This window comes from Aeromonas sp. QDB63 (assembly GCF_027707425.1).
GTDB classification, from domain to species: Bacteria; Pseudomonadota; Gammaproteobacteria; order Enterobacterales; family Aeromonadaceae; genus Aeromonas; species Aeromonas caviae.
Genome location: NZ_JAPCIS010000017.1, coordinates 1 through 25,140, shown reverse-complemented (window position 1 = coordinate 25,140; position 25,140 = coordinate 1). Strand labels below are relative to the sequence as shown.

The following is a 25,140-nucleotide window of genomic DNA, read 5'->3' as shown; positions in this document are numbered from 1 at the left end:
TGCGCCAATGACCCGAATTGGCCAAATTCAGGTTGAGGCAGGGCGCGTAATGAGGGATCATACCCGGCTTGACGGCGGGGGTATGAGGGTGCCAGCCGGCACAACGTCCGCCAGTGACGCATTTTTGAGGTGAGCCATGAGTCAGGCGAACAGCCCAACTAACTTTATTCGTCAGATCATTGATGAAGATCTGGCCAGCGGTAAGCACAGCAGCGTGCATACCCGTTTCCCGCCGGAGCCGAACGGTTATCTCCATATCGGCCACGCCAAATCCATCTGCCTGAACTTCGGCATCGCCCGCGACTATCAGGGTCAGTGCAACCTGCGTTTCGATGACACCAACCCGGCGAAGGAAGACATCGAGTTCGTGGAGTCCATCAAGCAGGACGTCCAGTGGCTGGGCTTCCAGTGGAGCGGCGAGATCTGCTACTCCTCCGACTATTTCCACAAGCTGCACGGCTACGCCATCGAGCTCATCGAGAAGGGGCTGGCCTATGTGGACGAGCTCTCCCCGGAGCAGATGCGCGAATACCGCGGCACCCTGACCGCCCCTGGCAAGAACAGCCCGTTCCGCGATCGCAGCGTGGAAGAGAACCTTGCTCTGTTCGCCAAGATGAAAAACGGTGAGATGGCCGAAGGCTCCGCCTGCCTGCGCGCCAAGATCGACATGGCATCCCCCTTCATGGTGATGCGCGATCCCGTCATCTATCGCATCAAGTTTGCCCACCACCACCAGACCGGTGACGAGTGGTGCATCTACCCGATGTATGACTTCACCCACTGCATCTCGGATGCCCTGGAGGGGATCACCCACTCCCTGTGTACCCTGGAGTTCCAGGACAACCGTCGCCTGTATGACTGGGTGCTGGACAACATCAGCATCGACTGTCACCCCCGTCAGTACGAGTTTTCCCGTCTGAACCTCGAATACACCGTCATGTCCAAGCGCAAGCTGAACCTGCTGGTGACCGAGGGGCACGTGAACGGCTGGGACGATCCGCGCATGCTGACCGTCTCCGGTCTGCGCCGCCGTGGTTACACCCCGGCCTCCATCCGCGAGTTCTGCAAGCGCATCGGTGTGACCAAGCAGGACAACATCGTCGAGATGAGCATGCTGGAAGCCTGTATCCGCGACGATCTCAACGAGAACGCCCCGCGCGCCATGGCCGTGCTGCACCCGGTGAAGGTGGTGATCGAGAACCTGGCGGCCGACGAGGTGCTGACAGCCCCTGCGCACCCGAACAAGCCGGAGATGGGGACCCGTGAGCTGCATTTCTCCCGCGAAATCTTCATCGATGAGGCGGACTTCAAAGAGGAAGCCAACAAGCAGTTCAAGCGGCTGGTGCTGGGCAAGGAAGTGCGCCTGCGCAACGCCTACGTCATCAAGGCCGAACGGGTCGAGAAGGATGCGGACGGCAAGATCACCTGCATCTACTGCTCTTACGACCCCGAGACCCTGGGCAAGGATCCGGCGGACGGCCGCAAGGTGAAAGGGGTGATCCACTGGGTCAGCGCCACTCACTCCCTGCCGGCCGAAGTGCGTCTCTACGACCGTCTGTTCAAGGTGCCGAACCCGGGCGCCGAGGATGACTTCGAAGCGGCTCTGAATCCGGAATCCCTGGTGATCATCGAAGGGGCCCGGGTGGAGGCTTCCCTGAAGGATGCCAAGCCGGAGTTTGCCTACCAGTTCGAGCGTGAAGGTTACTTCTGCGCCGACAACAAGCTCTCCAGCGCCGAGCGCCTGGTGTTCAACCGCACCGTGGCCCTGCGTGACGTCTGGGGCAAGGCCGAGGCCTGATAGAAGAGGGCAGGGGAGACCCTGCCGCTTCTGGTCCGGATTGCGGACACAAAAAAGCCAGCATCATGCTGGCTTTTTTATTGCGCCGACCCGGCCGAATCAATCGTCGTGCTTGCAGTCACCGTTGGCGCAGTGGCCATACAGGTAAAGGCTGTGGTTGGTCAGGCGGATGTTGTGCGCCTTGGCGATGTCGCGCTGGCGCTGTTCGATCACCTCGTCGGAGAACTCGATCACCTTGCCGCAGTCGAGGCAGACCAGGTGGTCGTGGTGCTCCTGGGTGGCGAGCTCGAACACCGACTTGCCCCCTTCGAAATGGTGACGGGTGACGATACCGGCATCATCAAACTGGTTGAGAACGCGATAAACGGTAGCGAGACCAATCTCCTCGCCCTGATCGATCAGCCGTTTGTACAGATCTTCCGCACTGGTGTGCTGGCAGTCCGGCTGTTGCAGGATTTCCAGGATCTTGACACGGGGCAAGGTGATCTTGAGCCCGGCCTTTTTTAACGCTTGGTTGTTGTCTGCCATTTCTATTTATTCGCATTCTCGAAGGTGTGGTTATTCTGATTGACTGCCGCTGTAATGGCAACCACGAACTCGCTTGGCCTGTCATTATAGGTCGTAGCCAAGTTAAAAATAAACCCAGCAATTCAAGGGCTTTAGCTCATCAAGCCCATCATGGGAATATTCAGGTCCGCTTGCTCGACCAGAGAATGTTGATACTATGTGACTTCTTTATAGTCTGGTCGGATGAGATCCATGGATTGGCTTTTCGGCAATGCCGCCTGGGTGCGCTGCGCCCTCAACGCCTGGCCCCCCTTCTGGGGCGCAGGCATCAAGATAGAAACCCTGAGCCCCGATTTCCGCTTCTGCCGGGTCACTCTCAAGTCCCGCTGGTGGAACAAGAATGCCAACCGGACCCAGTTCGGCGGCAGCATGTTCGCCATGACGGATCCCATCTACCCGTTGATGCTGATGGGCTATTTCAAGAACCGCTACTACGTGTGGGACAAGGCGGGCAGCATCAATTTCATCAAGCCGGGCAAGGGCAAACTGGTGGCGGAGTTCACCCTGAGCGACGCCAAGCTGGCATCGATCGTGGCGGCGACCGAGGGGGGGGAGAAGCACTTTCCCGAGTTCGAGGTGCAGGTGCAGGATGGCCAGGGCGAGCTGGTGGCCCAGGTGAAGCGCACCCTCTATGTCAGATCCAAGCCCCAGCACAGGGGGGGCTGAATGCCTGCTGCAGATGCAACAAGGGCCCCGTCGGGGCCCTTATTGCATGAAGAGGGAGGGAGATCAGATCACTCCAGCTCGCCCAGGCACATCTCTTCGTGCAGCTGTTTGCACCAGCCCTTGACGCGCTCTGCAGTCAGCTCGGGTTGGCGATCTTCGTCGATGCCCAGGCCCACGAAGTGCTTGTCATCCACGAGCGCCTTGGAGGCTTCGAACTCGTAGCTCGCGGTCGGCCAGTGGCCGATGATGATGGCGCCCTTGGCTTCGACGATGTCACGCAGGGTGCCCATGGCGTCGAGGAAGTACTCGGCATAGTCTTCCTGATCGCCGCATCCGAAGATGGCCACCAGCTTGTTGTTGAAGTCGATCTCTTCGAGTTCGGGGAAGAAGTCATCCCAATCGGCCTGGGCTTCGCCGTAGTACCAAGTCGGGATGCCGAACATCAGCAGATCGAAGCTGTCGATGTCGGCCTTGCTGCTCTTGGCAATGTCACGGACTTCAATCAGTTGTTTGCCCAGTTCTTTCTGGATCATCTTGGCGACAGCTTCGGTATTACCGGTATCGCTGCCGAAAAACAGACCTACACTAGCCATAGTGTTTCGTTACCCGTATCTGGTGTTGATGCTTGACGGTTCAGATTGCGATGCCTGCTGCATGAGCAGACTCGATCTGTTGCTTCAGGATAGATTGGATCAGCTCGGCTCGGCTGACGTTCTGTTGCAGCGCAAGTTGGTTCAGGCGCTCCAGCAACTCGGCTTCCACCTTTAACTCGACCCGTTTCAGCCCGTTCTCACGATCGCGCTTGAGCTGGTTGCGCTTGTTGATCTTGAGCTGGGTCTCGCGGGGGAGTGGATTGGTCTTTGGCCTGCCGGGGCGCTTCTCAGTTGCGAACAGATCCAGTGTTGTTCGATCAGTTTGCTGTTTGGCCATACATCACAGATGAAAAGTAGTTAGCCGATCCCTGAGCCTTCCCAGCCCATTTCGATCAGCCCCTTGGCGACAAAACCCGCGCAACCCAGAAACAGCACCAGCCAGACGATGAAGCGGCCGAAGCGGGGCACATTGCCCCGTTTGAGCACGTCCTGAATGGCCAGACCAATCAGCAGGAAGATGGCCACGAAGAACAGTTTCAGGCCCAGACTCTCGATGAGATCGATGTGTTCACTCAGCATGGATTGCGCGCACTCCTTAAGACGGGCGCACTATATCACAAAGGATTTGAAACTGTTAACCGCCTGTCGACAGGAAATCCACAACCAGTTTGTTGAACAAAACCGGCTTTTCCGCGTGCAGCCAGTGACCCGTGCCGGCGATGACGCGGGCCTTGGCGGCCGGGAACTGGGCCATCGCGGCCCCGGTGTATTCGGGCAGCATATAGTCGGAGTCGCCCCCCTTGATGAAGAGTGTCGCGCCTTCGAAGCGGCGTTCATCGTCGGGCCAGCCCATGATGTTGGCGTAGTTGCGCTCAAGGGCCGGCACGTTGAAACGCCACCCCCATCCAGACTCCCCTTTGGCGAAGGATTTGAGCAGGAACTGGCGCACCCCGGCGATCTCGATGTGCTCGGCCAGCATGGCTTCCGCCTCGCTGCGGCTCAGGGGGGGCGTGGCCAGCGTGGCATTGAGCCCGGCAAACACGTTCTTGTGGCGGGCGTGGGGATAGGCCACCGGGGCGATGTCCGCCACCACCAGCTTGCTGACCCTGTGTGGGGCCTGCTTGGCGACCTGCATGGCGACCTTGCCCCCCATGGAGTGGCCCACCAGGGCCACCTGTTCAAGTCCAAGATGGTCCAGCAGGGCCAGGATGTCCGCCGCCTGAGCCGGGTAGCTCATCTCGTCCGAGTGAAAGGAGGCACCGTGATTGCGCAGATCGATGCTGATGACCCGGTATTGTTTGCAGAGGGGGCGCGCCAGCAGGCCGAGGTTGTCCAGGCTGCCAAAGAGGCCATGGATCAGCACGACAGTCGGGCCTTCGCCCTGTTCCTTGAAGTTCAATCGTGGGTATTGTTGCAAAATGACACCTTATCGGTCGTGGGCTCTATCGCCATAATTTTTAACACACTGAAAGAAAAGGATTTCATTCCTGGTGGGGGATTTTTTTGTGGTTTTTTTTCAAAAATATCTCCCCGGGATCGGCTATCAGTGCGGGGGATCACACACTTGGCCCGTCATTATGCCGTATTCTCAAGGAGATTCATGCACATCTGTCCGCCCCTTGCTTGGGCTGCCGGGTCTGCCTATGTATAATCGCCGCATCCGAATTTCGACGAGTCCAGCGCATCCCTATGAAAACCATCGAGCTTGATGACGATCTCTACTTCTTTATCGCGAGCCAGACCCGGCACATCGGCGAGAGTGCGTCCGATATCCTGCGTCGCCTGCTGGAGCAACCCGCCCAGGCTGGCACGGCAACCGTGGCGGCCGCGCCTGCGATGCAACCGCAACCCGTGGCCGATGCCATGGGGCTGGAGGCGTTGCTGGATTCCGGCGAGCTTCAGAAAGAAGAGAAGTCCATCAACCGCTTCATGCTGGTATTGAGTACCCTCTATCGGGACAACCCGGAAGGCTTCACCCAGGCGACCGAGATAAAAGGGCGCAAGCGCGTCTATTTTTCCCGTGACCCGGAAGCGCTGCGTGCCAGTGGCAGCACCACCAAGCCCAAGCCGGTACCGGAGACCCCGTTCTGGGTGATCACCAATACCAATACCAGCCGCAAGCAGAACATGGTGGCCCAACTCATGAACAGCATGGGTTATGACGAGGATCTGACGGCTCGGGTGTGCGGCGCCGTTTAACCCATCAATGACTTCAGGCCTTGCCGGGCAAGGCTCAGCTCAAGGAAAACGCCATGGCACAGCATTCCCACGCCGGTCAGCCGGCTCGTCTTTGCGATCTGACCAACATTCCCCGTCTGGTCAGCGCCTACTACCTCAACAAGCCGGACATGAGCCGCCCTGAGCAGCGGGTCGCCTTCGGCACCTCCGGTCACCGCGGCAGCGCCCTGCACAGCGCCTTCACCGAATCCCACATTCTGGCGGTGACCCAGGCGCTGGTGGAGTACCGCCAGCAGGCCGGTATCACAGGGCCGCTGTTCGTCGGCATGGATACCCATGCCCTGTCCGAATCCGCCTTTGCCAGCGCGGTGGAAGTGCTGGCGGCCAACGGTGTCGAGACCCGCATTCAGGCCGGCCTCGGCTTCACGCCGACCCCGGTCATCTCCCATGCCATCCTGCGCCACAACGCAGGCAAACCCGTGGCCCAGGCAGACGGCGTGGTGATCACCCCGTCCCACAACCCGCCGGAAGATGGTGGCTTCAAATACAACCCGCCCCACGGCGGTCCTGCCGAAGGCGAGATCACCAAGTGGGTGGAAGACCGCGCCAACGCGATCCTGGAAGCGGGCCTGGCCGGCGTGAAGCGGATGCCGTTTGCCGAGGCCCTCAAGAGCCCGTTCGTGGTGGAACACGACTATGTCACCCCTTATGTGGATGATCTCGAAAACGTGCTGGATCTGGCCGCCATCAAGCAGGCTGGCATCAAGATCGGCGTGGATCCGCTGGGTGGCTCCGGCGTCGCCTACTGGGACGTCATCGCCAGGCGCTACGGTCTGGACATCGAGGTGGTGAACTACAAGGTCGACCCGACCTTCTCCTTCATGACCCTGGACAAAGACGGCAAGATCCGGATGGACTGTTCCAGCCCGTTCGCCATGGCGAGCCTGATTGCCCTGAAAGACAAGTTCGACATCGCCCTTGGCAATGACCCTGACTACGATCGTCACGGCATCGTCACCAAGGCGGGCCTGATGAATCCGAACCACTATCTGGCGGTGGCCATCCAGTATCTGTTCACCCACAGAACCGGCTGGCCCAAGGGGGCGGCCGTCGGCAAGACGCTGGTCTCCTCTTCCATGATCGACCGGGTAGCCGGCGAGATCGGTCGCACCCTCAAAGAGGTGCCGGTCGGCTTCAAGTGGTTCGTGGACGGTCTCTACAGCGGCGAGTTCGGCTTTGGCGGCGAGGAGAGCGCGGGTGCCTCCTTCCTGCGCAAGGACGGTACCGTCTGGACCACTGACAAGGATGGCTTCATCCTGGCGCTGCTGGCGGCCGAGATCCTGGCGGTGACCGGCAAGGATCCCCAGGCCCACTACGATGCGCTCGAAGCCAGATTCGGCCGCTCCAGCTACCGCCGCATCGATGCCCCGGCCAACAGCGCCCAGAAGGCGGTGCTCTCCAAGCTGGATCCGGCCCTGGTGGAAGCCTCTACCCTGGCTGGCGAGCCCATCCTCGCCAAGCTGACCAAGGCGCCGGGCAACGATGCCGCCATCGGCGGCCTGAAAGTGGTGACCGAGAACGGCTGGTTCGCGGCGCGCCCCTCCGGTACCGAGTCCATCTACAAGATCTACATGGAGAGTTTCAAGGGGGAGGCGCACCTGGACCTCATCCAGCAGGAAGCCCAGCAGATTGTCTCCGCCGCCCTGGCCAAGGCCGGCGTCTGACCCTTACGGCAACAACCCATGTGAAAGAGGAGCCCTGGTGGCTCCTCTTCTTTTTGTGTCGGGTTGACTGCGGATCAGCCGTTGTCGACGCTGCCGGTGGCGGCTTTGCGGTTCTGCCAGCGCTTGAGGAAGGGGCGGGCAGGCAGCTTCATCAGGAAGAGAGAGAGCAGGATGGTGCCGATGCCGAGCCACTGACGGCCATCCAGGGTTTCTCCCACCATCAGCACACCGCAGGAGACCGCCACCATGGGGTTGGTGAGGGCCAGCATCCCCATCACCTCCGGGCCATGGCGTTTGAGTCCCCAGAGCCAGGCCCAGTAGGCCAGAGCCGTATTGAGGATCACCAGCCAGATAAGCCCGGGAGTGGCGTCAGCCCGGGGCAGGGGCATGGGGCCGGCCAGCCACCAGGCCAGCGGGATCAGCATCAGGCCGCCCAGCAGCAGCTGCCAGGCGGTCAGGGCCAGCAGATCGTCCACCGGCCAGCGTTGCATCCAGCGGCTCGACTGGCCGATGAGCAGGGTGGCGAGCAGGGCGCACGCCACGCCGACGGGATCCAGATTGGCAGAGGGATTGAGCAGCAAGAGCACCCCGACGAGCCCCATCACCCCCAGCAACAGCCACTTGAGCGTCGGTCTGACACCGTCTTGCCGCCAGGCCAGCCCCATCAGGATGAGGGGCAGCGTCGCTCCCAACGTACCCGCCACGGCGCCGGGCAGGCGAAACGCCGCCACGAACAGCAGGGCGAAGAAGGCGGTGATGTTGCAAAACGCCAGCAGGAACTGCTTGCTCCAGACGAGAGGCGGTCTGCGGGGATGGAGCAACAGCAGCAGCACCCCGGCGGGGAGGGCGCGCCACACGGCCACCCAGTAGGGGGAGTAGTCGGTCAGGTAGAGACTGACGACGGCATAGGTGCTGCCCCAGAGCAGGGGGGCGAGCAGGGCGATCAGCAGCGGCATGGTTATCTCGCAAAAAAGTATCTTTAAGTAAAGATACATTAGCCGCGAGTTGGTTTATTATCAAGTATCTTCATGTAAAGATAATGGAGCCCGAATGGAGAGTGATCATGTAGATCAGCTGCTGGCCCAGTGGGCCCGGCAGCGCCCGGACCTCGACTGCACCCCCATGGGGGTGCTGGGGCGGGTGGCGCGCATGGCGGCGATCGCCGGGCGCGAAGTGAGCGAGACCCTCAAGGAGTGCGGTCTGCTGGGGTCTGATTTCGATATCCTGGCGACCCTGCGTCGGGCCGGCGAGCCGCTGACTCCGACCGCGCTCTACCAGTCCGCCATGCTGAGTTCAGGTGCCATGACAGCCCGGCTCGACAAGCTGGAGCAGCGAGGCCTGATAAGACGTGAAGCCTCCCCCGATGACAGGCGCAGCCTGCTGGTCTGCCTGACGGAGCCGGGGCGGGAGCTGGTTGACCATGCGGTGGAACAGCACGTGGCGAACGAGCGCCGCCTGCTGGCCCCATTGACCTTGGCCGAACAGGAGCTGCTGGCAGCCCTGCTCAAGCGCTGGTTGCTGGAGAACGAATAGCAAAACGGGCCCATCGGGCCCGTTTTCGTTGGCATTGAGGCTGACTCAGTAGCCGCCTCTGGCATCCCTGACGGCAAGGCCAAGCTGCCATACCGCCATGGCGTAGTGGGTGCTGTGGTTGTAGCGGGTGATGGCGTAGAAGTTCGGCAAGCCGTACCAGTACTGATAGTCGGTGCCGACATCCAGACGCAGCAGGCTCGCCTCCTTGTGGTTGCCCAGATTGCCAGTGGGAGCCAGCCCGGCACCGCGCAGGGTGGCCACCGGGTAGCGGGTCTGGAAGCCGTGCTCATAGCCCGGCAGCTGTCCCTGGCCGCGTACTGCCACCGGCTGCCCTTTCTCCCAGCCGTGGGCCTTGAAGTAGTTGGCCACGCTGCCGATGGCATCCACCGGATCCCACAGGTTGGTGTGGCCGTTGCCGTTGAAGTCCACCGCGTAGTTGCGAAAACTCGACGGCATGAACTGGCCGTAGCCCATGGCCCCGGCATAGGAGCCCTTGGGTTCGGTGGGATCCATCCCCTCATCCCGGGTCATCACCAGGAAGGCTTCCAGCTCGCCGGTGAAGAAGTCGGCGCGGCGCGGGTAGTCAAATGCCAGGGTCGCCAGGGCGTCGAGAATGCGGGTCTTGCCCATCACCCGACCCCAGCGGGTTTCCACCCCGATGATGCCGACGATGATCTCGGGTGGCACCCCGTAGATCTGCTGCGCCCGGTTGAGTTCACTCTCGTATTCACGCCAGAAGTTGACGCCGTTCTGTACGTTGTCCGGGGTGATGAACTTGGCGCGGTAGCGGTTCCAGGCGCCGGTCGGACCGGTGGGCGGTCTGGTGGTAGGGGCCTGGGCGTCCATCAGCTTGATGATCCAGTCATAACGCTCGGCCTGGGCCAGTACCCGGTGCAGCTCGGCGCTGTCGAAGCCGTGCTTTTGCACCATCCGCTGCACGAAGTTGTCCACGTTGGAACGATTGGCGAAGTCCCCCTTGCTGACCCCGGGCTGGCTCACCTGTCCGTAGAAGGGTTTGCTCGGCGGCGTCTGGTTGATGAAGGCGCTGTTGGGCTGGGGTTTGACCACGGGCTTGGGCGCCGGCGTGCTGCTGCAGCCGTAGATCAGGGGAAACAGGGAGAGGACACAGACAAGGCGACGCATAGGGTTCTCGTGAGCCTGAAAAAGAGTGCCGTCATGGTAAAACATTGGCGTGCAGGCGCAAGTGCTCCGTGCCGGCGCGTCCCCCGGGATCCCGTCAGCGCAGGGAGTGGTAGCCGCTCCAGATCCGGGTCAGGGTCGTGATGGCACAGAGCAGGGCAAAACCGTAGGCCAGTGGCACGAAGGCGGCGGGCCAGAGGCACATGAGCACGAAGAGGACGATGGTTTCGCTCCCCTCGGTGAGCCCGCCCAGATAGTAGAGGGATTTGTGGTGGTAGACGGGGCTCTCGATGCCCCGCTTGCCCGCCATGATGGCAAAGGCCAGAAAGCTCGATCCCGTGCCCATGAAGGCGAACAGCAGGGTGGCGGCGGCCAGGGCGTTGGCCGGGTCGGCGAGGGCAAAGCCCAGCACCACGGCGGCGTAGAAGATGAAATCCAGCGTGATGTCGAGAAACCCGCCGCAGTCGGTGATGCCCGTTTCCCGCGCCACGGCGCCATCCAGCCCGTCCAGCAGCCGGTTGAGCAGAATCGCCGCCAACGCCCATTGATAGCAGCCAAAGGCCAGCAGCGGCAGCGCCAGCATGCCGATGAGAAAGCCGGCGAGGCTCACCTGGTTGGCACTCACCCCGGCCCGGCACAGGGGGCGGGCGAGCGCGGCGAGGGGGCGGCGGATAACCGGGATCAGGTGGCGATCAAACAAGGTGGTGCTCCTCTTCTGGGATGGCTGGGGGGATCAGCTGCAAGATGGTGCCCGGCGCATCCTCTTCGTCGTGGGTCACTAGCAGCGCGGGGATGGCCTGCGTGCGCAGGCGCTCGAACACCAGGGTTCTGAATGCCACCCGCAGCGGCTTGTCGAGGCGGGAGAAGGGCTCGTCCAGCAGCAATGCCCTGGGCTCGGCCAGCAGGGCACGCAGCAGGCTGACGCGGGCTTTCTGGCCGCCGGAGAGCGCCCCGGGCAGCTTGTCCGCCTGAGCCTCCAGCCCGACCTCGGCCAGCGCCTCGCGGGCCCGGGTCTGCCTTGCCGCCATCCCCTTGAGATGCGCCGGCATGCCGAACATCAGATTTTCGGCCACCGTCAGGTGGGCAAACAGCAGGTCATCCTGAAACAGGATGCCGACGCCCCTCTCCTGGGGGGGCAGCGGGGTGAGGCGATGTGCGCCGAGCAGGATGTCCCCGGTCAGCCGGATGGGCCCCCCGGGTGGCAGCACTCCCGCCAGGGCCGCCAGCAGGGAGCTCTTGCCACAGCCGCTCGGTCCCATCAGGGTGAGCACCTCGCCCGGGGCCACCCTTAGGGGGGGGAGCGTCAGCAGGGGGGCACCGTCGAGGAAGAGGGTGAGTGTGGAGGTGTGCAGCATCGGGTCAGGGCCTCAGGGCGGGGTTGATGCGCCGCGGCAGCCAGAGCGCCAGGGCATAGATGAAAAGGGGCAGCAGCAGTTGCAGCAGGCCGTAGAGCCCCGCCAGCCGCCGGTTGAGGCCGCTGCCGATGGCCACCGCCTCCGTGGTGATGGTGACGACCCGCCCGCCCCCGAACAGCAGGGTCGGCAGGTATTGGGCCAGGCTCACCGCCGCCCCGACACCGAAGGCGAACAACAGGGGACGGGCGAGCAGGGGGCCCTTGACTCGCCACCAGGCCCCCCAGGGGCTGGCCCCGAGCGTGAGGGCCACCCGGGTGAGGCGCTCGTCGAACTGGCGATAGGGGCCGTGCAGGCAGAGATAGACGTATGGAAAGACGAAGATCAACTGGCTCCAGAGTACCCAGCCTGGGCCTATGCCAGTGAATCCCAGCTCGTCGGTCTGAAGGCGCAATCCAAACAGCAGGCTGGCCTGGGGCAGCAGCAGAGGCAGGCAGACAAGCCAGAGGGTGCGTGTGGCGCGGCGCGCAGGCAACGCCTCGAGGCAGAGCACCGCCAGCAGCAGGGAGAGCGCGGCGCAGAGCAGGGCCAGCCACAGACTCTGCCACAGCAGCGGGCCCAGGCTCGGCAGCAGAGCCAGCCAGTGGTGGCTGCTCCATTCGCTCGGCCAGAGGGCGGGAAAAGACCAGCGCCGGGTCAGGGACCAGAGCAGCAGGGCGGCGAGTACCAGCAGATTGGTCAGGAGCAGCCCCCACACGCCGATGCGGGCAATGAGTGCGGGCCAGGGCGAGGCGGGGGCGCGTCGCCCATCCAGCCAGCGTGCCTTGCCGAGGGTGAGGTGGGCCCGCTCCAGCAGCCTGAGGGCGCCAAGCAGCAGCAGGTTGAGGGCGAGCAGCAAGAGGGCGCCGCTGGCACTGGCGCCGCGCCAGGCGGGGTCGGCATCCTGATACCAGAGCCAGAGTCGCACCGCCAGGGGCGGCGGGGCATCCGGCCCCAGCAGCAGGGCGAGATCCACCACCGCCAAACCATAGGCGGCCACCGCGTAGAGGGGCAGTCGCAGGGCGGGCCAGAGGGCGGGCAGCAGCAGGCGCCACCAGATCCGGGGGGCACTGAAGCCGAGGCTGGCCCCCAGCCACTGCTGGCGCGCCACCTTGGCGGGATCCAGTGCCGCCAGCGCCATCAGCAGCAGGAAGGGGGTCTCCTTGAGGATGAGCACCACGATGAGGCCAAGCCCCCAGGGATCCTTGAGGGTTTGCCAGTCCGGGGGCTGATGGGTGATGTCAAGCAGGGGGGCGACGAGGCGCAGCAGCCAGCCGGAGGGAGCGATCAGAAAGGCGATGCCGATGGCAAAGGCGACGTGGGGAAGCGCCAGCAGGGGGGAGAGCAGGCGGCGCAGCCAGCGCATCCAGGGACGCCCGTCCCCCTGGGCGAGCAGCAGGGCGGTGGCGCCGAGAGCCCCCAGGGTGGAGGCGCCCGCCACCCAGAGGCTCAACCCTGCGGAGTGCCAGAGTCCGGGCTGGGGGAGCAAGAGGGATAGATTGGCGGGGGTGAGTCCCTCGATGACCAGCAACAGCAGGCCCCCGGCGAGCGGGATCCCCAGTAGCAAGGCTCCCAGCATCAAAAAGGGCAGCAGGAGGAGAAGAGGGGCGCGCGCCTGCATGATGGATCAGTGGCCGTAGCGCTCGGCCCAGGCCGCTTCCAGCCGGGTTTGCCAGCTGGGATGGGGCTCTGCCACTCCCTTGAAGCGCAATGCCGGACGGGTCTGGCCTGGCAGCGCCTCCTGGCGCAGCACGCTGGGATCCCCCCAGAAGGCGGGGTCGCTCTTGCGCGCCTGGGCGGCGGGGCTCAGCAGGAAGTTGACCACCACCTTGGCCCCGGCCCGGGCGGAGGCATTGAAGGGGATGGCGAGGAAATGGCTGTTGGTGAGCGCCCCTTTTTCCATGGCGATGGCCTGGACGGTGGGGGGCAGGGTGCCGTTTTGCACCGAACTCTGGGCTTCCCCCGGGTTGAAGCTGATGGCCATGGCCAGCTCGCCGTCATCGAGCAACTGCCTGGTCTCGGCGCCGCCGGTGGGGAAGAGCCTGCCCTTTCGCCAGAGCGCGGGGTGAAGCTGGTCGAGCCAGGCCCAGAGAGGGGCGGTGACGCGGAGGAAGTCGGCATCGGTCGCCTCCCGGTAGAGGGGCGCCGGATCCGGTGTCAGCTCCAGCAGGATCTGCTTGAGAAAGCTCGAGCCGTGAAACTGGGGAGGCTTGGGGTAGGTGAAGCGGCCGGGGTGAGCCTTGGCCCAGGCCAGCAGGGCGGCCGCCGAGGTGGGAGGTGCGTCTACCTGGTCGCCATCCACCATCAGATTGAGCTGGCCTATGCCCCAGGGGGCCTCCAGCCCCTCTACCGGCACGGTGAAGTCTTCACTCACCGGCAGGGCGGTGTCCACCAGGGCCATGTTGGGCAGCTCGTCGGTAAAGGGGGCCCCCAGCAGCCCCTGCTCCTTGAGCGCCTTGAAGTTCTCGCCGTTGACCCAGAGCAGGTCGATGGGGCCGTTCGACGTCTTGCCAGCCTGCTTGCCGGCCAGCAACTGGCTCACGCTCTGGGCGATGTCATCCACCTTCACCTGCACCAGCTCGACCTGGTACTGGCGAGCGATCTCCTGCCTGGCCCACACCAGGTAGGCATTGATCTCGGGGCTGCCTCCCCAGGCGTTGAAGTAGACGGTCTGTCCTTTGGCGGCCAGCAGGGTCTGCTGCCACGACGCGTCATTGGCGTGGAGCGGGGAGGCCAGCAGCAGGGGGACAGCGGCCATCAGGGGACGGAGCAGGGCGCGAAGTCGGGTCTTGAACATGATGGTTGCCTCGTCAGAGTCAGGCGCCGCGGCGCCAGCGGTGATAACGGGCCAGCAGCGCCAGCAGGCGCCCGGGCTGGCGGGCACGGCGCCAGGCGCCAGCCACGTACTTGTTCCCCTCCATCAGGGTGGGGTAGGGGTGAACGGTGGCGAGGATCTTGCCAAGTCCCAGGCGGTGGCGCATGGCGAGGGCAAACTCGGCGATCCGCTCGCCGGCGTGAGCACCCACTATGGTGGCCCCGAGTATCCTGTCACGGCCCGGCACCGTCAGCACCTCGACGAAGCCCCCTGACTCGCCATCGGCGATGGCTCTATCCAGCTCGGCCATCTCGAAGCGGGTCGACTCGAAGGGGATGCCTCGGGCCCGAGCCTCTTTCTGGTTGAGGCCGACCCGGGCTATCTCCGGACTGGTATAGGTGGCCGCCGGCATGACCCTGTAGTCTGCCCGAAAGCGCCTGAACTGGCCAAAGAGGGCGTTGATGGCGGCATACCAGGCCTGATGGGCGGCAAAATGGGTGAACTGGTAGGGGCCGGCAACGTCCCCCACCGCCAGGATGCTGGGGTAGTTGGTGGCGAGGAAGCCGTCGATGGCCAGGGTGCCGCCGGGGGCCAGTTCAACCCCCAGCGCCTCCAGCCCGAAACCGCTGACGTTGGCCTCCCGGCCAAGGGCCAGCAGCAGCTGGTCCCCCTCAACCACCAGCGTCTCGTCCCCCCGGCGCAGGTGCAGCCGGATGGGCAGGTTGGTGTCTTTACCGTCCATATACCCGGCCGAGGTAGCCTGCCAGCCGAGGTGCAGGGTGACACCGTCGTGCTCCAGCTGCGCGGCCAGGGCCCCGGCGACGTCCCTATCTTCCCGGGGCAGCAGCTGAGGGCCTTGCTCCACCAGGGTGACGGGGATACCGAGCAGGGCCAGGCTCTGGGCCAGCTCGCAGCCGATGGGGCCCCCTCCCAGCACCAGCAGATGGCGGGGGGGCTCACGCAGTCGCTGCCAGAGGGTGTCGGAGGTGAGGTAGGGAATCCCGTCCAGCCCCGGCAGTGCGGGTACCCGGGGGCGGGCGCCGGTGGCGATCACGATATGACGGCTGATCAGGCGCTTGCCGTTGACCTCCACCTCCCAGGGGGAGGTGACTCGCGCCCGCCCCTGGATGCACTCCACCCCAAGTCCTTCATAGCGCGCCACCGAGTCGTGGGGTTCGACCTCCTCGATGACCCGGGCGACCCGCGCCATCACGGCGGCGAAGTCGGCGCGGCTCTGGCTCGGGGTAAAACCAAGCTCCCCGGCCTTGCGCTGTTCAAAGGCGAAGCGGGCGCTTCGGATCAGCGCCTTGGAGGGGATGCAGCCGGTATGGAGGCAATCCCCCCCCATCCTGTGCTGCTCGATGAGGGCCACTCTGGCTTTCACCGCGGCGGCGATGTAGCTGGTGACCAGACCTCCGGCGCCGGCACCTATCACCAGCAGGTTGTAGTCAAAGCGCGCCGGCTTGCGGTAGGGGGCGTGCAACCGGTAGAGGGCGAGACGGCGCTGCAAGGCACGCATCAGCCAGGGCATCAGGCCGAGCAGGGTCAGGGCGGCCAGCAGGCCGGGGGAGAAGAGGTTGCCTGTGCTGGTGAGGGTAGCCAGCTCGCTTCCCGCCAGCACGTAGACGAGGGTGCCCGGCAGCATGCCGAGCTGGCTGACCCAGTAGTAGGTGCTGACTCTGATGGGGGTGAGCCCCATCACCAGGTTGACCAGAAAGAAGGGGAAGAGGGGGATGAGGCGCAGGCTCAGCAGATAGAAGGCCCCCTCCTTTTGCATGCCGGCCTGAACGCTCGCCAGCTTGTCGCCAAAGCGCGTCTCGACCCAGTCCCGCAGCAGGAAGCGGGCACTGAGAAAGGCCAGGGTGGCGCCGAGGGAGCTGGCAAAGGAGACCAGCAAGAGCCCCCACAGGATGCCGAAGACGGCGCTGCCCGCCAGGGTGAGCAGGGCCGCCCCCGGCAGGGAGAGGGCGGTGGTGAGCACATAGATCACCAGAAACAGCAGGCTGGCTGCGACAACATGGCGGTCGACCCAAAGGGTCAGGCGCGCCTGGTGTGCCTGCAACTGGGTGAGGCTCAGATAGTGGTCAAGGTCGAGGGCAAAGAAGGTGCCGACCAGGGCCCCCATCGCCAGCAACAGCAGCAGGCGTGCCCGGTTCATCCCTGTCCCTTGTCGAGGGGGCGCTCGGGTTGCACCGGCAACTGGCAGAACCCCTGGGGAGCGATGTCGAGAGCGGCATTGAACTTGGCGGACATGTTCTGGAAGGCGATGAGGCCGGTGAGCTCCACCAGGGCGTCGTCATCGAACCAGGGCTTGAGGCGGGCGGCCTGCTCGTCGCTCACGCCATCCAGCCCGGTCATGGCCTCGGCATAGTCCAGCACGGCCCGTTCCCGCTCGTCGAACAAGGGGCTGTCGCGCCACCGGGCCAGCGCCTCCACCTTGTCGCTGGAGCCTGCCCGCTTGACGAGGGTCATGGCGTTGATGTCGACACAGAAACGACACCAGTTGAGCTGGGAGACCCGCACCGTCACCAGAGAGCGCAGCACGGGGTCGATGGGGGAGCGCTTGCGGTTGATGACGCCGTAGAGGGTGGCGACCGCGGCGAACAGCCTGGGGGTGCGCCCCCAGCACTTGCCCGGGATCAGCACCTGACCGTAGTTGCGTTTCTGCAGCCAGAAGAAGGGGCGGATGAACCAGGCGTAGGCCCGGTCCGGTTTGACCTCAATGCGCATCTTGTTCCTCTTTGAGCTTCTCCATCTTGGGCTTGTAGGCCCCGCCCAGGCGCTCGTTCAACCGATTCAGGAAATCGATGATCCGTGCCCGGTTGACCCCCAGATCGCTGCGCCCCTGGCGCGAGGCGGAGCGCATGTCGATACGGGTCTCTTTGGGCCCGGCAAAGACCCGCAGGGCCACGTCATCCTGAAACCCGAACCAGCCGGTGGTGACGACGGCATCGATACCCTCGCTGCCCGGGCGAACCTGCCAGCCCAGCTCCGTCATCAGTTCCTCGGCTTCCGCGAGTACTTCGACCGGGGATGCCCGGGTATAGAGAGGACCGGGGTTGCCTGGAAATACTTGCAGGGGCGGGGGGGAGACCGGGAGATCCTCCGGGCTTCTGAGCTGCTCGGCCCACTGGAGCCGTGGCGGATGGTAGGGATCCGTGCTGACGTCGTTGGTGAGGGGGGAGAGCAGCGCCTGGACGAGAAACAGCAGGGGCAGCAGCAGGGGAGTTATGCCCCAGATATCCGGCCAGAGGTTGGTGGTGCGGCGATAGCGCCAGGGCAGGCGCAGCAGCAGCACGAGGCTGAGGAGGGCGCTGGCGAGACAGAGGATGAAGCCGAGCCACCAGGGCCAGAGATGGGCACGGCTGCCAAGGGCCCCGCAAAGGGGCAATAGCCAGGTCAGCAGCGGCCACCACAAAGAGCTGTGCATATGAGGGATCCACGGGTCAGGATGGAACTATGCCCAGAAGGATAAACTTAATTGCCTGATAACGTTAGTAAATGATCATCAATCCCAGGCGTGCGGCTCAGAGAACCGATGGCCTCGTCGCCCTGGATCAGCTGCGATAGAGCACCTTGATGAGGTGGAAGCCGAACTTGGTGCGCACCGGCCCCAGCACGGTCAGCAACTCCCCCTTGAACACGGCATCGTCGAAGGACTTGACCATGTCCCCCTTGGAGAACTCTCCCAGATCGCCGCCACGCTTGCCGGAAGGGCAGGTGGAGAAACGCTTGGCCATCTGGCTGAAATCGGCGCCCTTGGCGAGCTTCTCCTTGATCTCCAGACACTGTTTCTCGGTCTTGACCAGGATGTGCTGGGCACAGGCTTTTTTCATCGGAATGCTCCTCGGCGAGGGGAAAGGGGGCGCAAGATTACTGCAATTGCGCCTCCACGTCAGCCCCTCGGGCGCGAGACCCGGTTCCGGGGGCCGGTGGCCAGGGGGACCCTGGCCCGGGATTGCCAGAGGATCTCCAGCCCCAGCAGGGCATAGAGGCTCCAGATGGCCAGGGGGTTGAGCCAGTTGCCTCCCATCTGCAGGGTGGCCAGGGCTGCGCTCACCAGCAGCAGGACTATGCCGGGCAGGCGCCAGTGGGCAGACAGGGGGGCGAGCAGGGCCATGCCCAGCAGCAGGGCCAGGCCAAAGGGCAGATTGAGCGCGGTGAAGGCGAGGGCCTGCTGGCCGTTCATGCCGGTCAGCAATGCCAGCAGGGCGCTGCAGCAGGCCAGGAAGGTGATGAACTCGAGTCGGTCGGCGATGTAGTCAGCCAGTTGTTCGCTACGTAGGTGCATGGGGTCTCTCCTGCGATGATTGGGATCAGTGTGGGACAGGCAGGAGCGCAGGGGCAGCGGGATAAATCGATTGAATTGAACGAAGCTTTAGTGCCATCTATTCAAGTGATTGATTTAAAATTATTTTCCTGTTCAATAGCAGGCAGGGTGGGGAAGAGGGCACGGAGCAAGTCGAGGGGGACGGGTTGACGAAACCCGCCGGATGCGGGGTGTCCGACAAGGGTTGTCGCGACGAGCCGGACCCTGCTGCCAGCCCAAGGCCGCCAGGGGAGATCCGGCGTGGCGGGGCAGGTGGTGGCGTTTTGTTCGCCCCTTGCCCGGATTGTGCGCAGTTTGGCTCCTCACACCCGGCTGGCTCCTTGCTGGGCCGAAGCGATCCCCGCACCGGGGGCGGCAGAGCGGCACGCAAAGGGGCCCCGAGCGTGGGATTTCGCCGTCGCGATTATGCTAGGATGAGCGGCACTCGCCCGGGATGAGTCTCGGTATCGTACTAAATAACACAATCTTTAAATCATGTTATTCGGGGAAAATGACGTTTGACAGGATGCTATCCTACTTTTCTCACCGGGAGCACTTCATCCGGGCGATCCCGTCGCCCCGGGCCCGGTCTCTTGCTGCTCGCCCTCGCTCTCTGGCTGATGGCGATGCCCGCCATGGCGGCCAAGTTGACCTACCAGATCAAGGGGGTCAGGGGAGAGCAGAAAGACAACGTCGAGGCCTACCTCAACGCCCTGCCCGTCTATCAGGAACGCCAGTACCGCCCCGCCCGCGCCAAGATCACCGAGAGCGTACAGAAGGCGCTGCAGGTCTATGGCTACTACCAGCCCAAGATCACCCTGAACCGCGACAAGAAGACGCCCGCCAAGGTGGTGATCGAGATTGAGCGGGGGGAACCCGTGATCATCTCGCGCCTCGACATCCTGCTGGAAGGGGATGCGGGGAGCGACGAGGTGTACAGCGAGCTGCTGGACAAGCTGCCCCTGAAGGAGGGAGATCCCCTCAACCACGGCAAATATGAATCCATCAAGGCGGATCTCGGCAGTCTGGGGCTGGCCCGCGGCTATTTTGACGCCAAGATCAGCAAGAGCCAGGTCAAGGTTTTCCCGGAACAGGGCAAGGCGGAGATCTACATCCTGTTTCGCTCTGGCCCGCGTTACCATTTCGGCGAGATCCGCTATGACGCGACGCCGGAGGCACTGCACCTGATCCGCCCGCTCATCAACATCAAGAGCGGCGACCCCTATCTGGCGATCCGTCTGGCGGAGATGTCCCAGGATGTCTCCTCCACCAAGCTGTTCAAGCAGGTGGACATCAAACCCCTGATCAGCCAGGCCGAGGGCAACCGGGTGCCGGTGCAGGTGACCCTCTCCAACCGGGTCGATCACGAAATTGAGACCGGTATCGGTTATGCCACGGACGTGGGGCCGCGCCTGAGTGCCACCTGGGAGAAACCCTGGGTGAACCGCTATGGTCACCGCCTCTCCAGCACCGCCAAGGTCTCGGCGCCAGAAGCGGAGCTCAGCTTCGACTACCAGATCCCGGTGGGCAACCCGCTGCGGGATTACTACTCCCTGCAGGCGGGCTATCAATACACCGACAACAACGACACCCGCTCCGATCTGGCCACCTTCGGGGTGCACCGCTGGACACGCCGACCGGAGAGCTGGGACAGAGACGTCTTTGTGCGCCTGGAGAACGAGCGCTACGTCCAGGGTCAGGACGAGGGGAACAGCCTGCTGCTGATCCCCGGCGTCTCCTGGTCACGGCTGCGGGTGCGCGGCGGTCTGGTGCCGGATTGGGGGGATCGCCAGCAACTGACGATGGAGTTCTCGAGCCCCTACTGGGGGTCCGACATCAGCTTCATGCGGGTGTGGGGGCGCAGCAAGTGGCTGCGCACCCTGGGCGAAGATCACCGTTTCCTGATGCGGGCCGAACAGGGGGCCATCGTCGGGGATGATTTCTCCCTGGTCCCCCCCTCCCTGCGCTTCTTCACCGGCGGCGATCAGACGGTCCGGGGCTACGGTTACGAGACCATTTCGCCACGGGGGGACGATGGCAAGCTGACCGGCGGACGCTACGCCAGCGTCGGCAGCCTGGAGTACAACTACCGCTTCAGCGAGAAGTGGCTCGGTGCCCTGTTCGTGGACGCCGGGACCGCCACCGTCGACTACAGCGAGGCCTGGAAGATAGGCACCGGGGTCGGGGTGCGCTGGGTCACCCCCATCGGTCAGGTCAGGCTCGATCTGGCGGTGGGCATCTCCGAGGAGGACAAGCCGCTGCGGCTGCACTTCGCACTGGGGCCGGAACTATGACCCGGCAACCAGGCGCATATCCTCTTCTTTCTCTTTTCTGGCCGCTGCGGCTGCTTTCCTTGCAGGGGTCTGCATCGTGATCTGGGTAAAACGCATTTTCTTGTGGCTCATGGGCCTCTTCTTCCTGCTGCTCATCGGCGTCAGCCTGCTGGGCTTCACCCATCAGGGCAACAAGTGGTTGTGGCAACAGGCCAGAGCCGCGCTGCCCTCCCTCAAGGGGGAGCTGGTGGCGGGGCAACTCGGGTATGGCTGGACCTTCGAAGGGGTTGGCTGGCAGGACGAGCTGGTGGATGTCACCGTGGAGCGGGCCGTGCTGGACTGGGATCTGGGCAAGCTCCTGCAGGGCAAGCTCTGGATCAAGACTCTGGCGGTGACTCGCCCCGTGGTCCGGGTGGCGGAGTCCGAGCCGGTGCCGGAAGAGCCGTCGGAGCCCTTCGTCTGGCATCCGTTGCCGCTCAAAATCCAGGTCGACAGCCTCAAGGTTGCCGATCTCGATGTGGCGGTGCCCGGCGTGACGATCACCCTCAAGGATCTGGACATTGGCGCCGCCCTGGATCGCGCCGGGCTCATCGTGCGCGGCCCCGTGCTCGATGGCCTGAACGTGGTGGTAGCACCGTCCCCGGTGGAGGCGGCCAGTGACAAGGGCGCCAAACCGGCGGATGAGAAAAGCGCCACCCTGGCGGCCGGCGAGCGCAAGGCTGTCCCCGGTGACAAGACGCAGGCCGCAAGCAAGCCCGAGCCCATGGTGCTGCCGGCGGTGCGACTGCCTTTCCCCATCCAGCTGGAGGGGCTGAAAGCCACGGCGTTCCGTTATCAGCAAGGTGAGCTGGTGGAGGGGCTAGACAACCTGTTGCTGTCGGCCACCGCCGAGGAGGAGCGCATCGACATCCGGGAGCTCTCCTTGCGCCATGCCATGGCGGATCTGGCCTTGAGTGGTCAGGTGCGCCTGCACGAGGATTACCCCCTCGCCCTGACTCTGGATGCCAAGGCGCGTCAAGGGCTGCTGGACGGGGAGCTCAAGGGGGAGCAGGTCAATCTCGTCCTGGACGGTTCTGTGGGCAAGCTTGGGCTGGCACTCAAGGCCAAGGGGCCGGTGGGCGCCAATCTCAAAGGATCCCTTGCGGCCCTCGACCCGGATCTGCCCTTCGATCTGGCGCTGGACTGGAAGAGCCTCTCCTGGCCCCTGCACAAGCCCGCCAAGGATGAGCCCAGCTATCGGCTGGACAAGGGCACCCTGAGCGCCAAGGGCAAGCTCTCCGGTTACCAGTTTGCGCTCAACACCGCCGGCAAGGGGACCGATGTGCCCCCCTTCAAGGTGGCGCTCTCGGGCAAGGGGGATCTCAACCAGCTGAGCCGTATCGAGCTGCTGCTGGGGGCCCTCAAGGGGGAGCTCAAGCTCGACGGCAAGCTGGCCTGGAGCAAGGGGGTCCAGTGGCAGGGGACGACCGAATTCAAGGGGATCAACCCGGCGGAGCTGGTGCCCGAGATCAAGGGGGTACTGGCGGGCAAGATCGCCAGCCGCTTTGATCTGGATGAGGCGGGCCACTGGCAGCTGGCCCTGCCCGAGCTCAAGGTGGATGGCAAGCTCAACCAGTATCCCCTGGCCTTGCAGGGCAGGCTCAGCGGCAACGACAAGATGGAGTGGACCATCCCGGCCCTGGCGCTGCAAAGCGGCCCCAACCGGCTGCAGGCCAAAGGCTCGCTCACGACCCAGGCCTGGAAGCTGGATGCGGATCTGGATGCGCCCAAGCTTGGGGGTATCTACCCGGGTCTGGGAGGGGACATCAAGGGCCAGGTGCGCGTCACCGGCAACCAGCAGGCGCCGCGCGTGAATGCCGATCTGGTGTCGGGCCGACTCGCCTACGCGGGCACCGTCCTCAAGGAGACCGTCATCAAGGCCAACACCCTGGTCGGGGAGAAGCCCGCCGGTGAGGTGGCGGTGACGGTGGCGAGCCTGGCGCAGGGGGAGACCAAGCTCTCGCAAATCGCCCTGAACCTGAGCGGCGATCTCGAGCGCCACGGGCTCACCTTGACCATGAAGGGGGATCCCCTGGCGGCAGACCTCAGCCTGAATGGCAGCCTGCGCGGTGACCACTGGCGTGGCGCCCTTGCCGAGCTGAAGCTCAAGACCCCCCTCAAGCGCTGGGCGCTGACCGCCCCCTGGTCTCTGGACCTGGATCTGCCGAAACAGCAGCTGACCATGGGGGATCTCTGCCTCGCGTCCCAGAAGGCCAGTCTCTGCGTCAAGGGGAGCCGGATAGCCCAGTCCCAGGGCAATCTGGAATTTGCCCTGAACGAATTTGATCTCAAGCGGCTGCGCCCCTGGTTGCCGGACAATTTCCGCTGGCAGGCGGTGCTGTCGGCCGACGGGCGCGCCAGCTGGCGCGGCAACCAGCCGACCCTACACGCCACCGTGCGTACCACGCCTGGGACCTTCGTCGCCGACGAACTCAAGACCGACTACCAGCGCCTCGAGCTCGGGATCGATTTCGAGCGCCAGCAGGCCGCCATCCGGGTCGATTTCGCCTCCGAGCAGATCGGCAACATCGACACCGATCTGCTGATCCGGGATCCCGCCGGCCGCGGCAACCTCGGCGGTCAACTCAGGTTTGACGATCTGAAGCTGGCGACCTTTGCGCCCCTCATTCCCGAAGTGCGCTCCCTGCAAGGGGTCATCTCGGCGGATGCCCGCTTCGACGGCACCCTGGCTGCCCCCCTGCTGTATGGCGAGCTGAACCTGAAGGAGGGGGAGGTTCAGACCCACTCCGACATGGTGACCCTCTCCAAGCTGGTGACCCGCCTCAAGATAGAAGGCAACCGGGCCGAACTCGACGGCTCCATGATGGTGGGCAAGGGCCCCCTGGTACTGGGGGGCTGGCTGAGCTGGGCCCAGCAGCCGGTGACCGGCAGCCTCACCATTCAGGGCAAGGAGCTGGAAGCCCAGTACCCGGGCATGGGTCGGGTCAGGGTGACACCTGACATCGCCATCTCTCTCGGGGAGGAGACCAGGGTGACCGGGCAGGTGGACATCCCCTGGTCGCGCATCCTGGTCAAGAGCCTGCCAGACAGCGCGGTAGCGGTCTCCGATGATGTCACCGTCATCTACGACGATCTGCCGCCGGTCCCCAAGGCGGCACCGCTGCCCATGGAGATCAGGCTCGCCATCCGGCTCGGGGACGACGTCCGCCTTGAAGCCATGGGACTCAAGACCAAGGTGGGAGGGGCCCTCAACATTCGCCAGGATCCCTCCAAGCCGCTCTCGGGCAACGGGCAACTGGAGCTCAGGGACGGGCGCTTCAAGGCCTATGGCCAGAACCTCATCATCAAGGAGGGGCGGATCCTCTTCTCCGGCCCCATCGATCAGCCCTATCTCAACATCGAGACCTATCGGGATCCGGACACCATCGAGGACAACGTGACCGTCGGGGTGCGGGTGACGGGGCCGGCTGCCAAGCCGAAGATCACCGTCTATTCCGAGCCGCAAATGGCGCAGTCCGAACAGCTATCCTATCTGTTGCGGGGCAAGGGATTGCAGACCAGCGGCGAGGATGGCGGCTTCAACGGCCTGCTGGTGGCGGGGGCCGTGAGCCAGGCGAGCGGCGTGGTCTCCAGCATCGGGGAGTCCCTCGGCATGAGCGACGTGGCCCTCGATACCGCAGGCAGTGGTGATGACACCCAGGTGACCCTGTCGGCCTACCTGCTGCCCGGCTTGCAGTTCCAGTACGGGGTCGGGGTGTTCAGCCCCATCGCCGAATTCAAGCTGCGCTACGAGCTGATGCCAAGGCTCTATCTGCAGGCCATGAGCGGGGTGGCCCAGGCGGTGGATATCTTCTATCGCTTCACCCTGTAAGGGGCGCGGATGACAAGACAGATGCCTGGGGGGACGCTTATCCCCCTCTGCCCGACCTGCTGATGACAGCTGTCGCCAGCAGGTTCGGGGTGAGAGCGTGCATATATTGACGGGAGGCCTGGCCTCCCGTTTTTTTGTAGAGAAGAAGGGGATTTGTGGAAGGCAGAAAAGCGAAAACCCGGCACAAGGCCGGGCTTTCTGAAAGATGGTGGAGGGAGAAGGATTCGAACCTTCGAAGGCAGAGCCGTCAGATTTACAGTCTGATCCCTTTGGCCGCTCGGG

At 64.1% G+C, this 25,140-nt stretch carries 23 protein-coding genes; 7 read left to right on the top strand and 16 right to left on the bottom strand.

Going from position 1 to position 25,140, the window contains the following annotated elements; genetic code table 11:
- Positions 1-136: 136 nt before the first annotated feature.
- On the top strand, positions 137-1,798 hold the full coding sequence (gene glnS, locus PG879_RS12280; protein WP_221366342.1) for a glutamine--tRNA ligase: 1,662 nt from the start codon (positions 137-139) through the stop codon (positions 1,796-1,798).
- A 99-nt stretch (positions 1,799-1,897) separates the two neighbouring features.
- Here the strand turns inward: glnS and fur are convergent, their stop codons facing one another.
- A complete protein-coding gene (gene fur / locus PG879_RS12275) occupies positions 1,898-2,326 on the bottom strand; it encodes a ferric iron uptake transcriptional regulator (RefSeq protein WP_010674102.1) in 429 nt (142 codons plus the stop codon).
- 231 nt (positions 2,327-2,557) lie between these two features.
- On the opposite strand from fur, the gene PG879_RS12270 reads away from it, so the two are divergent.
- Entirely contained in the window at positions 2,558-3,031 is a 474-nt protein-coding gene (locus tag PG879_RS12270) for a DUF4442 domain-containing protein (protein WP_010674103.1), read from the top strand.
- A gap of 68 nt (positions 3,032-3,099) precedes the next feature.
- On the opposite strand, the gene fldA is transcribed toward PG879_RS12270, so the two are convergent.
- Genes fldA through PG879_RS12250 form a run of 4 tightly spaced genes read right to left on the bottom strand, consistent with a single transcriptional unit; the run spans position 3,100 to position 5,023 of the window.
- Positions 3,100-3,624 (bottom strand): flavodoxin FldA, encoded by a 525-nt coding sequence (fldA, locus tag PG879_RS12265; protein ID WP_010674104.1) that lies wholly within the window; start codon positions 3,622-3,624, stop codon positions 3,100-3,102.
- A gap of 40 nt (positions 3,625-3,664) precedes the next feature.
- Complete coding sequence (gene ybfE, locus PG879_RS12260; RefSeq protein WP_005325670.1) at positions 3,665-3,961, bottom strand: LexA regulated protein; 297 nt, start codon at positions 3,959-3,961, stop codon at positions 3,665-3,667.
- Between the two features lie 20 nt (positions 3,962-3,981).
- Complete coding sequence (locus PG879_RS12255; protein ID WP_010674106.1) at positions 3,982-4,203, bottom strand: DUF2788 domain-containing protein; 222 nt, start codon at positions 4,201-4,203, stop codon at positions 3,982-3,984.
- A 55-nt stretch (positions 4,204-4,258) separates the two neighbouring features.
- Positions 4,259-5,023, bottom strand: a complete 765-nt coding sequence (locus PG879_RS12250; protein ID WP_270830252.1) for an alpha/beta fold hydrolase — start codon at positions 5,021-5,023, stop codon at positions 4,259-4,261.
- Between the two features lie 290 nt (positions 5,024-5,313).
- Here PG879_RS12250 and seqA point away from each other — a divergent pair, with 290 nt between their 5' ends.
- On the top strand, positions 5,314-5,823 hold the full coding sequence (gene seqA / locus PG879_RS12245) for a replication initiation negative regulator SeqA (protein ID WP_010674108.1): 510 nt from the start codon (positions 5,314-5,316) through the stop codon (positions 5,821-5,823).
- A gap of 53 nt (positions 5,824-5,876) precedes the next feature.
- Positions 5,877-7,526, top strand: a complete 1,650-nt coding sequence (pgm, locus tag PG879_RS12240) for a phosphoglucomutase (alpha-D-glucose-1,6-bisphosphate-dependent) (protein WP_010674109.1) — start codon at positions 5,877-5,879, stop codon at positions 7,524-7,526.
- A gap of 74 nt (positions 7,527-7,600) precedes the next feature.
- Here pgm and PG879_RS12235 read toward each other — a convergent pair whose 3' ends face one another.
- The gene (locus PG879_RS12235) at positions 7,601-8,482 is read right to left on the bottom strand and encodes a DMT family transporter (protein ID WP_221366345.1); all 882 of its coding nucleotides are present in this window, start codon (positions 8,480-8,482) and stop codon (positions 7,601-7,603) included.
- Positions 8,483-8,576: 94 nt separating this feature from the next.
- Here PG879_RS12235 and PG879_RS12230 point away from each other — a divergent pair, with 94 nt between their 5' ends.
- A complete protein-coding gene (locus tag PG879_RS12230; protein ID WP_201924985.1) occupies positions 8,577-9,059 on the top strand; it encodes a MarR family winged helix-turn-helix transcriptional regulator in 483 nt (160 codons plus the stop codon).
- Positions 9,060-9,104: 45 nt separating this feature from the next.
- Here PG879_RS12230 and mltB read toward each other — a convergent pair whose 3' ends face one another.
- The 10 genes from mltB to PG879_RS12180 all read right to left on the bottom strand — a co-directional run bounded on the left by mltB (position 9,105) and on the right by PG879_RS12180 (position 18,696).
- Complete coding sequence (mltB, locus tag PG879_RS12225; protein WP_270830242.1) at positions 9,105-10,202, bottom strand: lytic murein transglycosylase B; 1,098 nt, start codon at positions 10,200-10,202, stop codon at positions 9,105-9,107.
- 94 nt (positions 10,203-10,296) lie between these two features.
- Positions 10,297-10,899 carry a CDP-alcohol phosphatidyltransferase family protein gene (locus PG879_RS12220; RefSeq protein ID WP_270830240.1) on the bottom strand — a complete coding sequence of 201 codons (603 nt, stop codon included), beginning with the start codon at positions 10,897-10,899 and terminating at the stop codon, positions 10,297-10,299.
- On the bottom strand, positions 10,892-11,554 hold the full coding sequence (locus tag PG879_RS12215) for an ATP-binding cassette domain-containing protein (protein WP_270830239.1): 663 nt from the start codon (positions 11,552-11,554) through the stop codon (positions 10,892-10,894). Before PG879_RS12215 ends, PG879_RS12220 begins: the two co-directional genes overlap by 8 nt.
- Positions 11,555-11,558: 4 nt before the next feature.
- A complete protein-coding gene (locus tag PG879_RS12210) occupies positions 11,559-13,211 on the bottom strand; it encodes an ABC transporter permease (protein WP_270830237.1) in 1,653 nt (550 codons plus the stop codon).
- Positions 13,212-13,217: 6 nt separating this feature from the next.
- Entirely contained in the window at positions 13,218-14,387 is a 1,170-nt protein-coding gene (locus PG879_RS12205; protein ID WP_270830236.1) for an ABC transporter substrate-binding protein, read from the bottom strand.
- A 19-nt stretch (positions 14,388-14,406) separates the two neighbouring features.
- Positions 14,407-16,563 (bottom strand): FAD-dependent oxidoreductase, encoded by a 2,157-nt coding sequence (locus PG879_RS12200; protein WP_270830235.1) that lies wholly within the window; start codon positions 16,561-16,563, stop codon positions 14,407-14,409.
- Positions 16,560-17,135 carry a carboxymuconolactone decarboxylase family protein gene (locus tag PG879_RS12195; protein ID WP_270830234.1) on the bottom strand — a complete coding sequence of 192 codons (576 nt, stop codon included), beginning with the start codon at positions 17,133-17,135 and terminating at the stop codon, positions 16,560-16,562. The genes PG879_RS12200 and PG879_RS12195 overlap by 4 nt, the downstream gene beginning before the upstream one ends.
- Complete coding sequence (locus PG879_RS12190) at positions 17,125-17,835, bottom strand: DUF1499 domain-containing protein (RefSeq protein WP_270830233.1); 711 nt, start codon at positions 17,833-17,835, stop codon at positions 17,125-17,127. The genes PG879_RS12195 and PG879_RS12190 overlap by 11 nt, the downstream gene beginning before the upstream one ends.
- 127 nt (positions 17,836-17,962) lie before the next feature.
- Positions 17,963-18,241 (bottom strand): peptidylprolyl isomerase, encoded by a 279-nt coding sequence (locus PG879_RS12185; protein ID WP_010674120.1) that lies wholly within the window; start codon positions 18,239-18,241, stop codon positions 17,963-17,965.
- Between the two features lie 59 nt (positions 18,242-18,300).
- On the bottom strand, positions 18,301-18,696 hold the full coding sequence (locus PG879_RS12180) for a hypothetical protein (protein WP_201900799.1): 396 nt from the start codon (positions 18,694-18,696) through the stop codon (positions 18,301-18,303).
- 536 nt (positions 18,697-19,232) lie between these two features.
- Here PG879_RS12180 and tamA point away from each other — a divergent pair.
- Both tamA and tamB read left to right on the top strand, forming a co-directional pair.
- On the top strand, positions 19,233-21,008 hold the full coding sequence (gene tamA / locus PG879_RS12175; protein WP_151027829.1) for an autotransporter assembly complex protein TamA: 1,776 nt from the start codon (positions 19,233-19,235) through the stop codon (positions 21,006-21,008).
- A 76-nt stretch (positions 21,009-21,084) separates the two neighbouring features.
- Entirely contained in the window at positions 21,085-24,858 is a 3,774-nt protein-coding gene (gene tamB / locus PG879_RS12170) for an autotransporter assembly complex protein TamB (RefSeq protein WP_270830232.1), read from the top strand.
- Positions 24,859-25,140: the final 282 nt, after the last annotated feature.

Excerpts from the sequence above, each read along its gene's own strand:
- PG879_RS12190 (WP_270830233.1), bottom strand. The coding sequence starts at position 17,835 with ATGCACAGCTCTTTGTGGTGGCCGCTGCTGACCTGGCTATTGCCCCTT.
- PG879_RS12200 (WP_270830235.1), bottom strand. The coding sequence starts at position 16,563 with ATGAACCGGGCACGCCTGCTGCTGTTGCTGGCGATGGGGGCCCTGGTC.
- fur (WP_010674102.1), bottom strand. The coding sequence starts at position 2,326 with ATGGCAGACAACAACCAAGCGTTAAAAAAGGCCGGGCTCAAGATCACC.
- fldA (WP_010674104.1), bottom strand. The coding sequence starts at position 3,624 with ATGGCTAGTGTAGGTCTGTTTTTCGGCAGCGATACCGGTAATACCGAA.
- PG879_RS12195 (WP_270830234.1), bottom strand. The coding sequence starts at position 17,135 with ATGCGCATTGAGGTCAAACCGGACCGGGCCTACGCCTGGTTCATCCGC.
- glnS (WP_221366342.1), top strand. The coding sequence starts at position 137 with ATGAGTCAGGCGAACAGCCCAACTAACTTTATTCGTCAGATCATTGAT.
- ybfE (WP_005325670.1), bottom strand. The coding sequence starts at position 3,961 with ATGGCCAAACAGCAAACTGATCGAACAACACTGGATCTGTTCGCAACT.
- PG879_RS12210 (WP_270830237.1), bottom strand. The coding sequence starts at position 13,211 with ATGCAGGCGCGCGCCCCTCTTCTCCTCCTGCTGCCCTTTTTGATGCTG.
- PG879_RS12230 (WP_201924985.1), top strand. The coding sequence starts at position 8,577 with ATGGAGAGTGATCATGTAGATCAGCTGCTGGCCCAGTGGGCCCGGCAG.
- PG879_RS12255 (WP_010674106.1), bottom strand. The coding sequence starts at position 4,203 with ATGCTGAGTGAACACATCGATCTCATCGAGAGTCTGGGCCTGAAACTG.
- PG879_RS12185 (WP_010674120.1), bottom strand. The coding sequence starts at position 18,241 with ATGAAAAAAGCCTGTGCCCAGCACATCCTGGTCAAGACCGAGAAACAG.
- PG879_RS12180 (WP_201900799.1), bottom strand. The coding sequence starts at position 18,696 with ATGCACCTACGTAGCGAACAACTGGCTGACTACATCGCCGACCGACTC.
- PG879_RS12270 (WP_010674103.1), top strand. The coding sequence starts at position 2,558 with ATGGATTGGCTTTTCGGCAATGCCGCCTGGGTGCGCTGCGCCCTCAAC.
- PG879_RS12205 (WP_270830236.1), bottom strand. The coding sequence starts at position 14,387 with ATGTTCAAGACCCGACTTCGCGCCCTGCTCCGTCCCCTGATGGCCGCT.
- PG879_RS12235 (WP_221366345.1), bottom strand. The coding sequence starts at position 8,482 with ATGCCGCTGCTGATCGCCCTGCTCGCCCCCCTGCTCTGGGGCAGCACC.
- seqA (WP_010674108.1), top strand. The coding sequence starts at position 5,314 with ATGAAAACCATCGAGCTTGATGACGATCTCTACTTCTTTATCGCGAGC.
- PG879_RS12215 (WP_270830239.1), bottom strand. The coding sequence starts at position 11,554 with ATGCTGCACACCTCCACACTCACCCTCTTCCTCGACGGTGCCCCCCTG.
- pgm (WP_010674109.1), top strand. The coding sequence starts at position 5,877 with ATGGCACAGCATTCCCACGCCGGTCAGCCGGCTCGTCTTTGCGATCTG.
- mltB (WP_270830242.1), bottom strand. The coding sequence starts at position 10,202 with ATGCGTCGCCTTGTCTGTGTCCTCTCCCTGTTTCCCCTGATCTACGGC.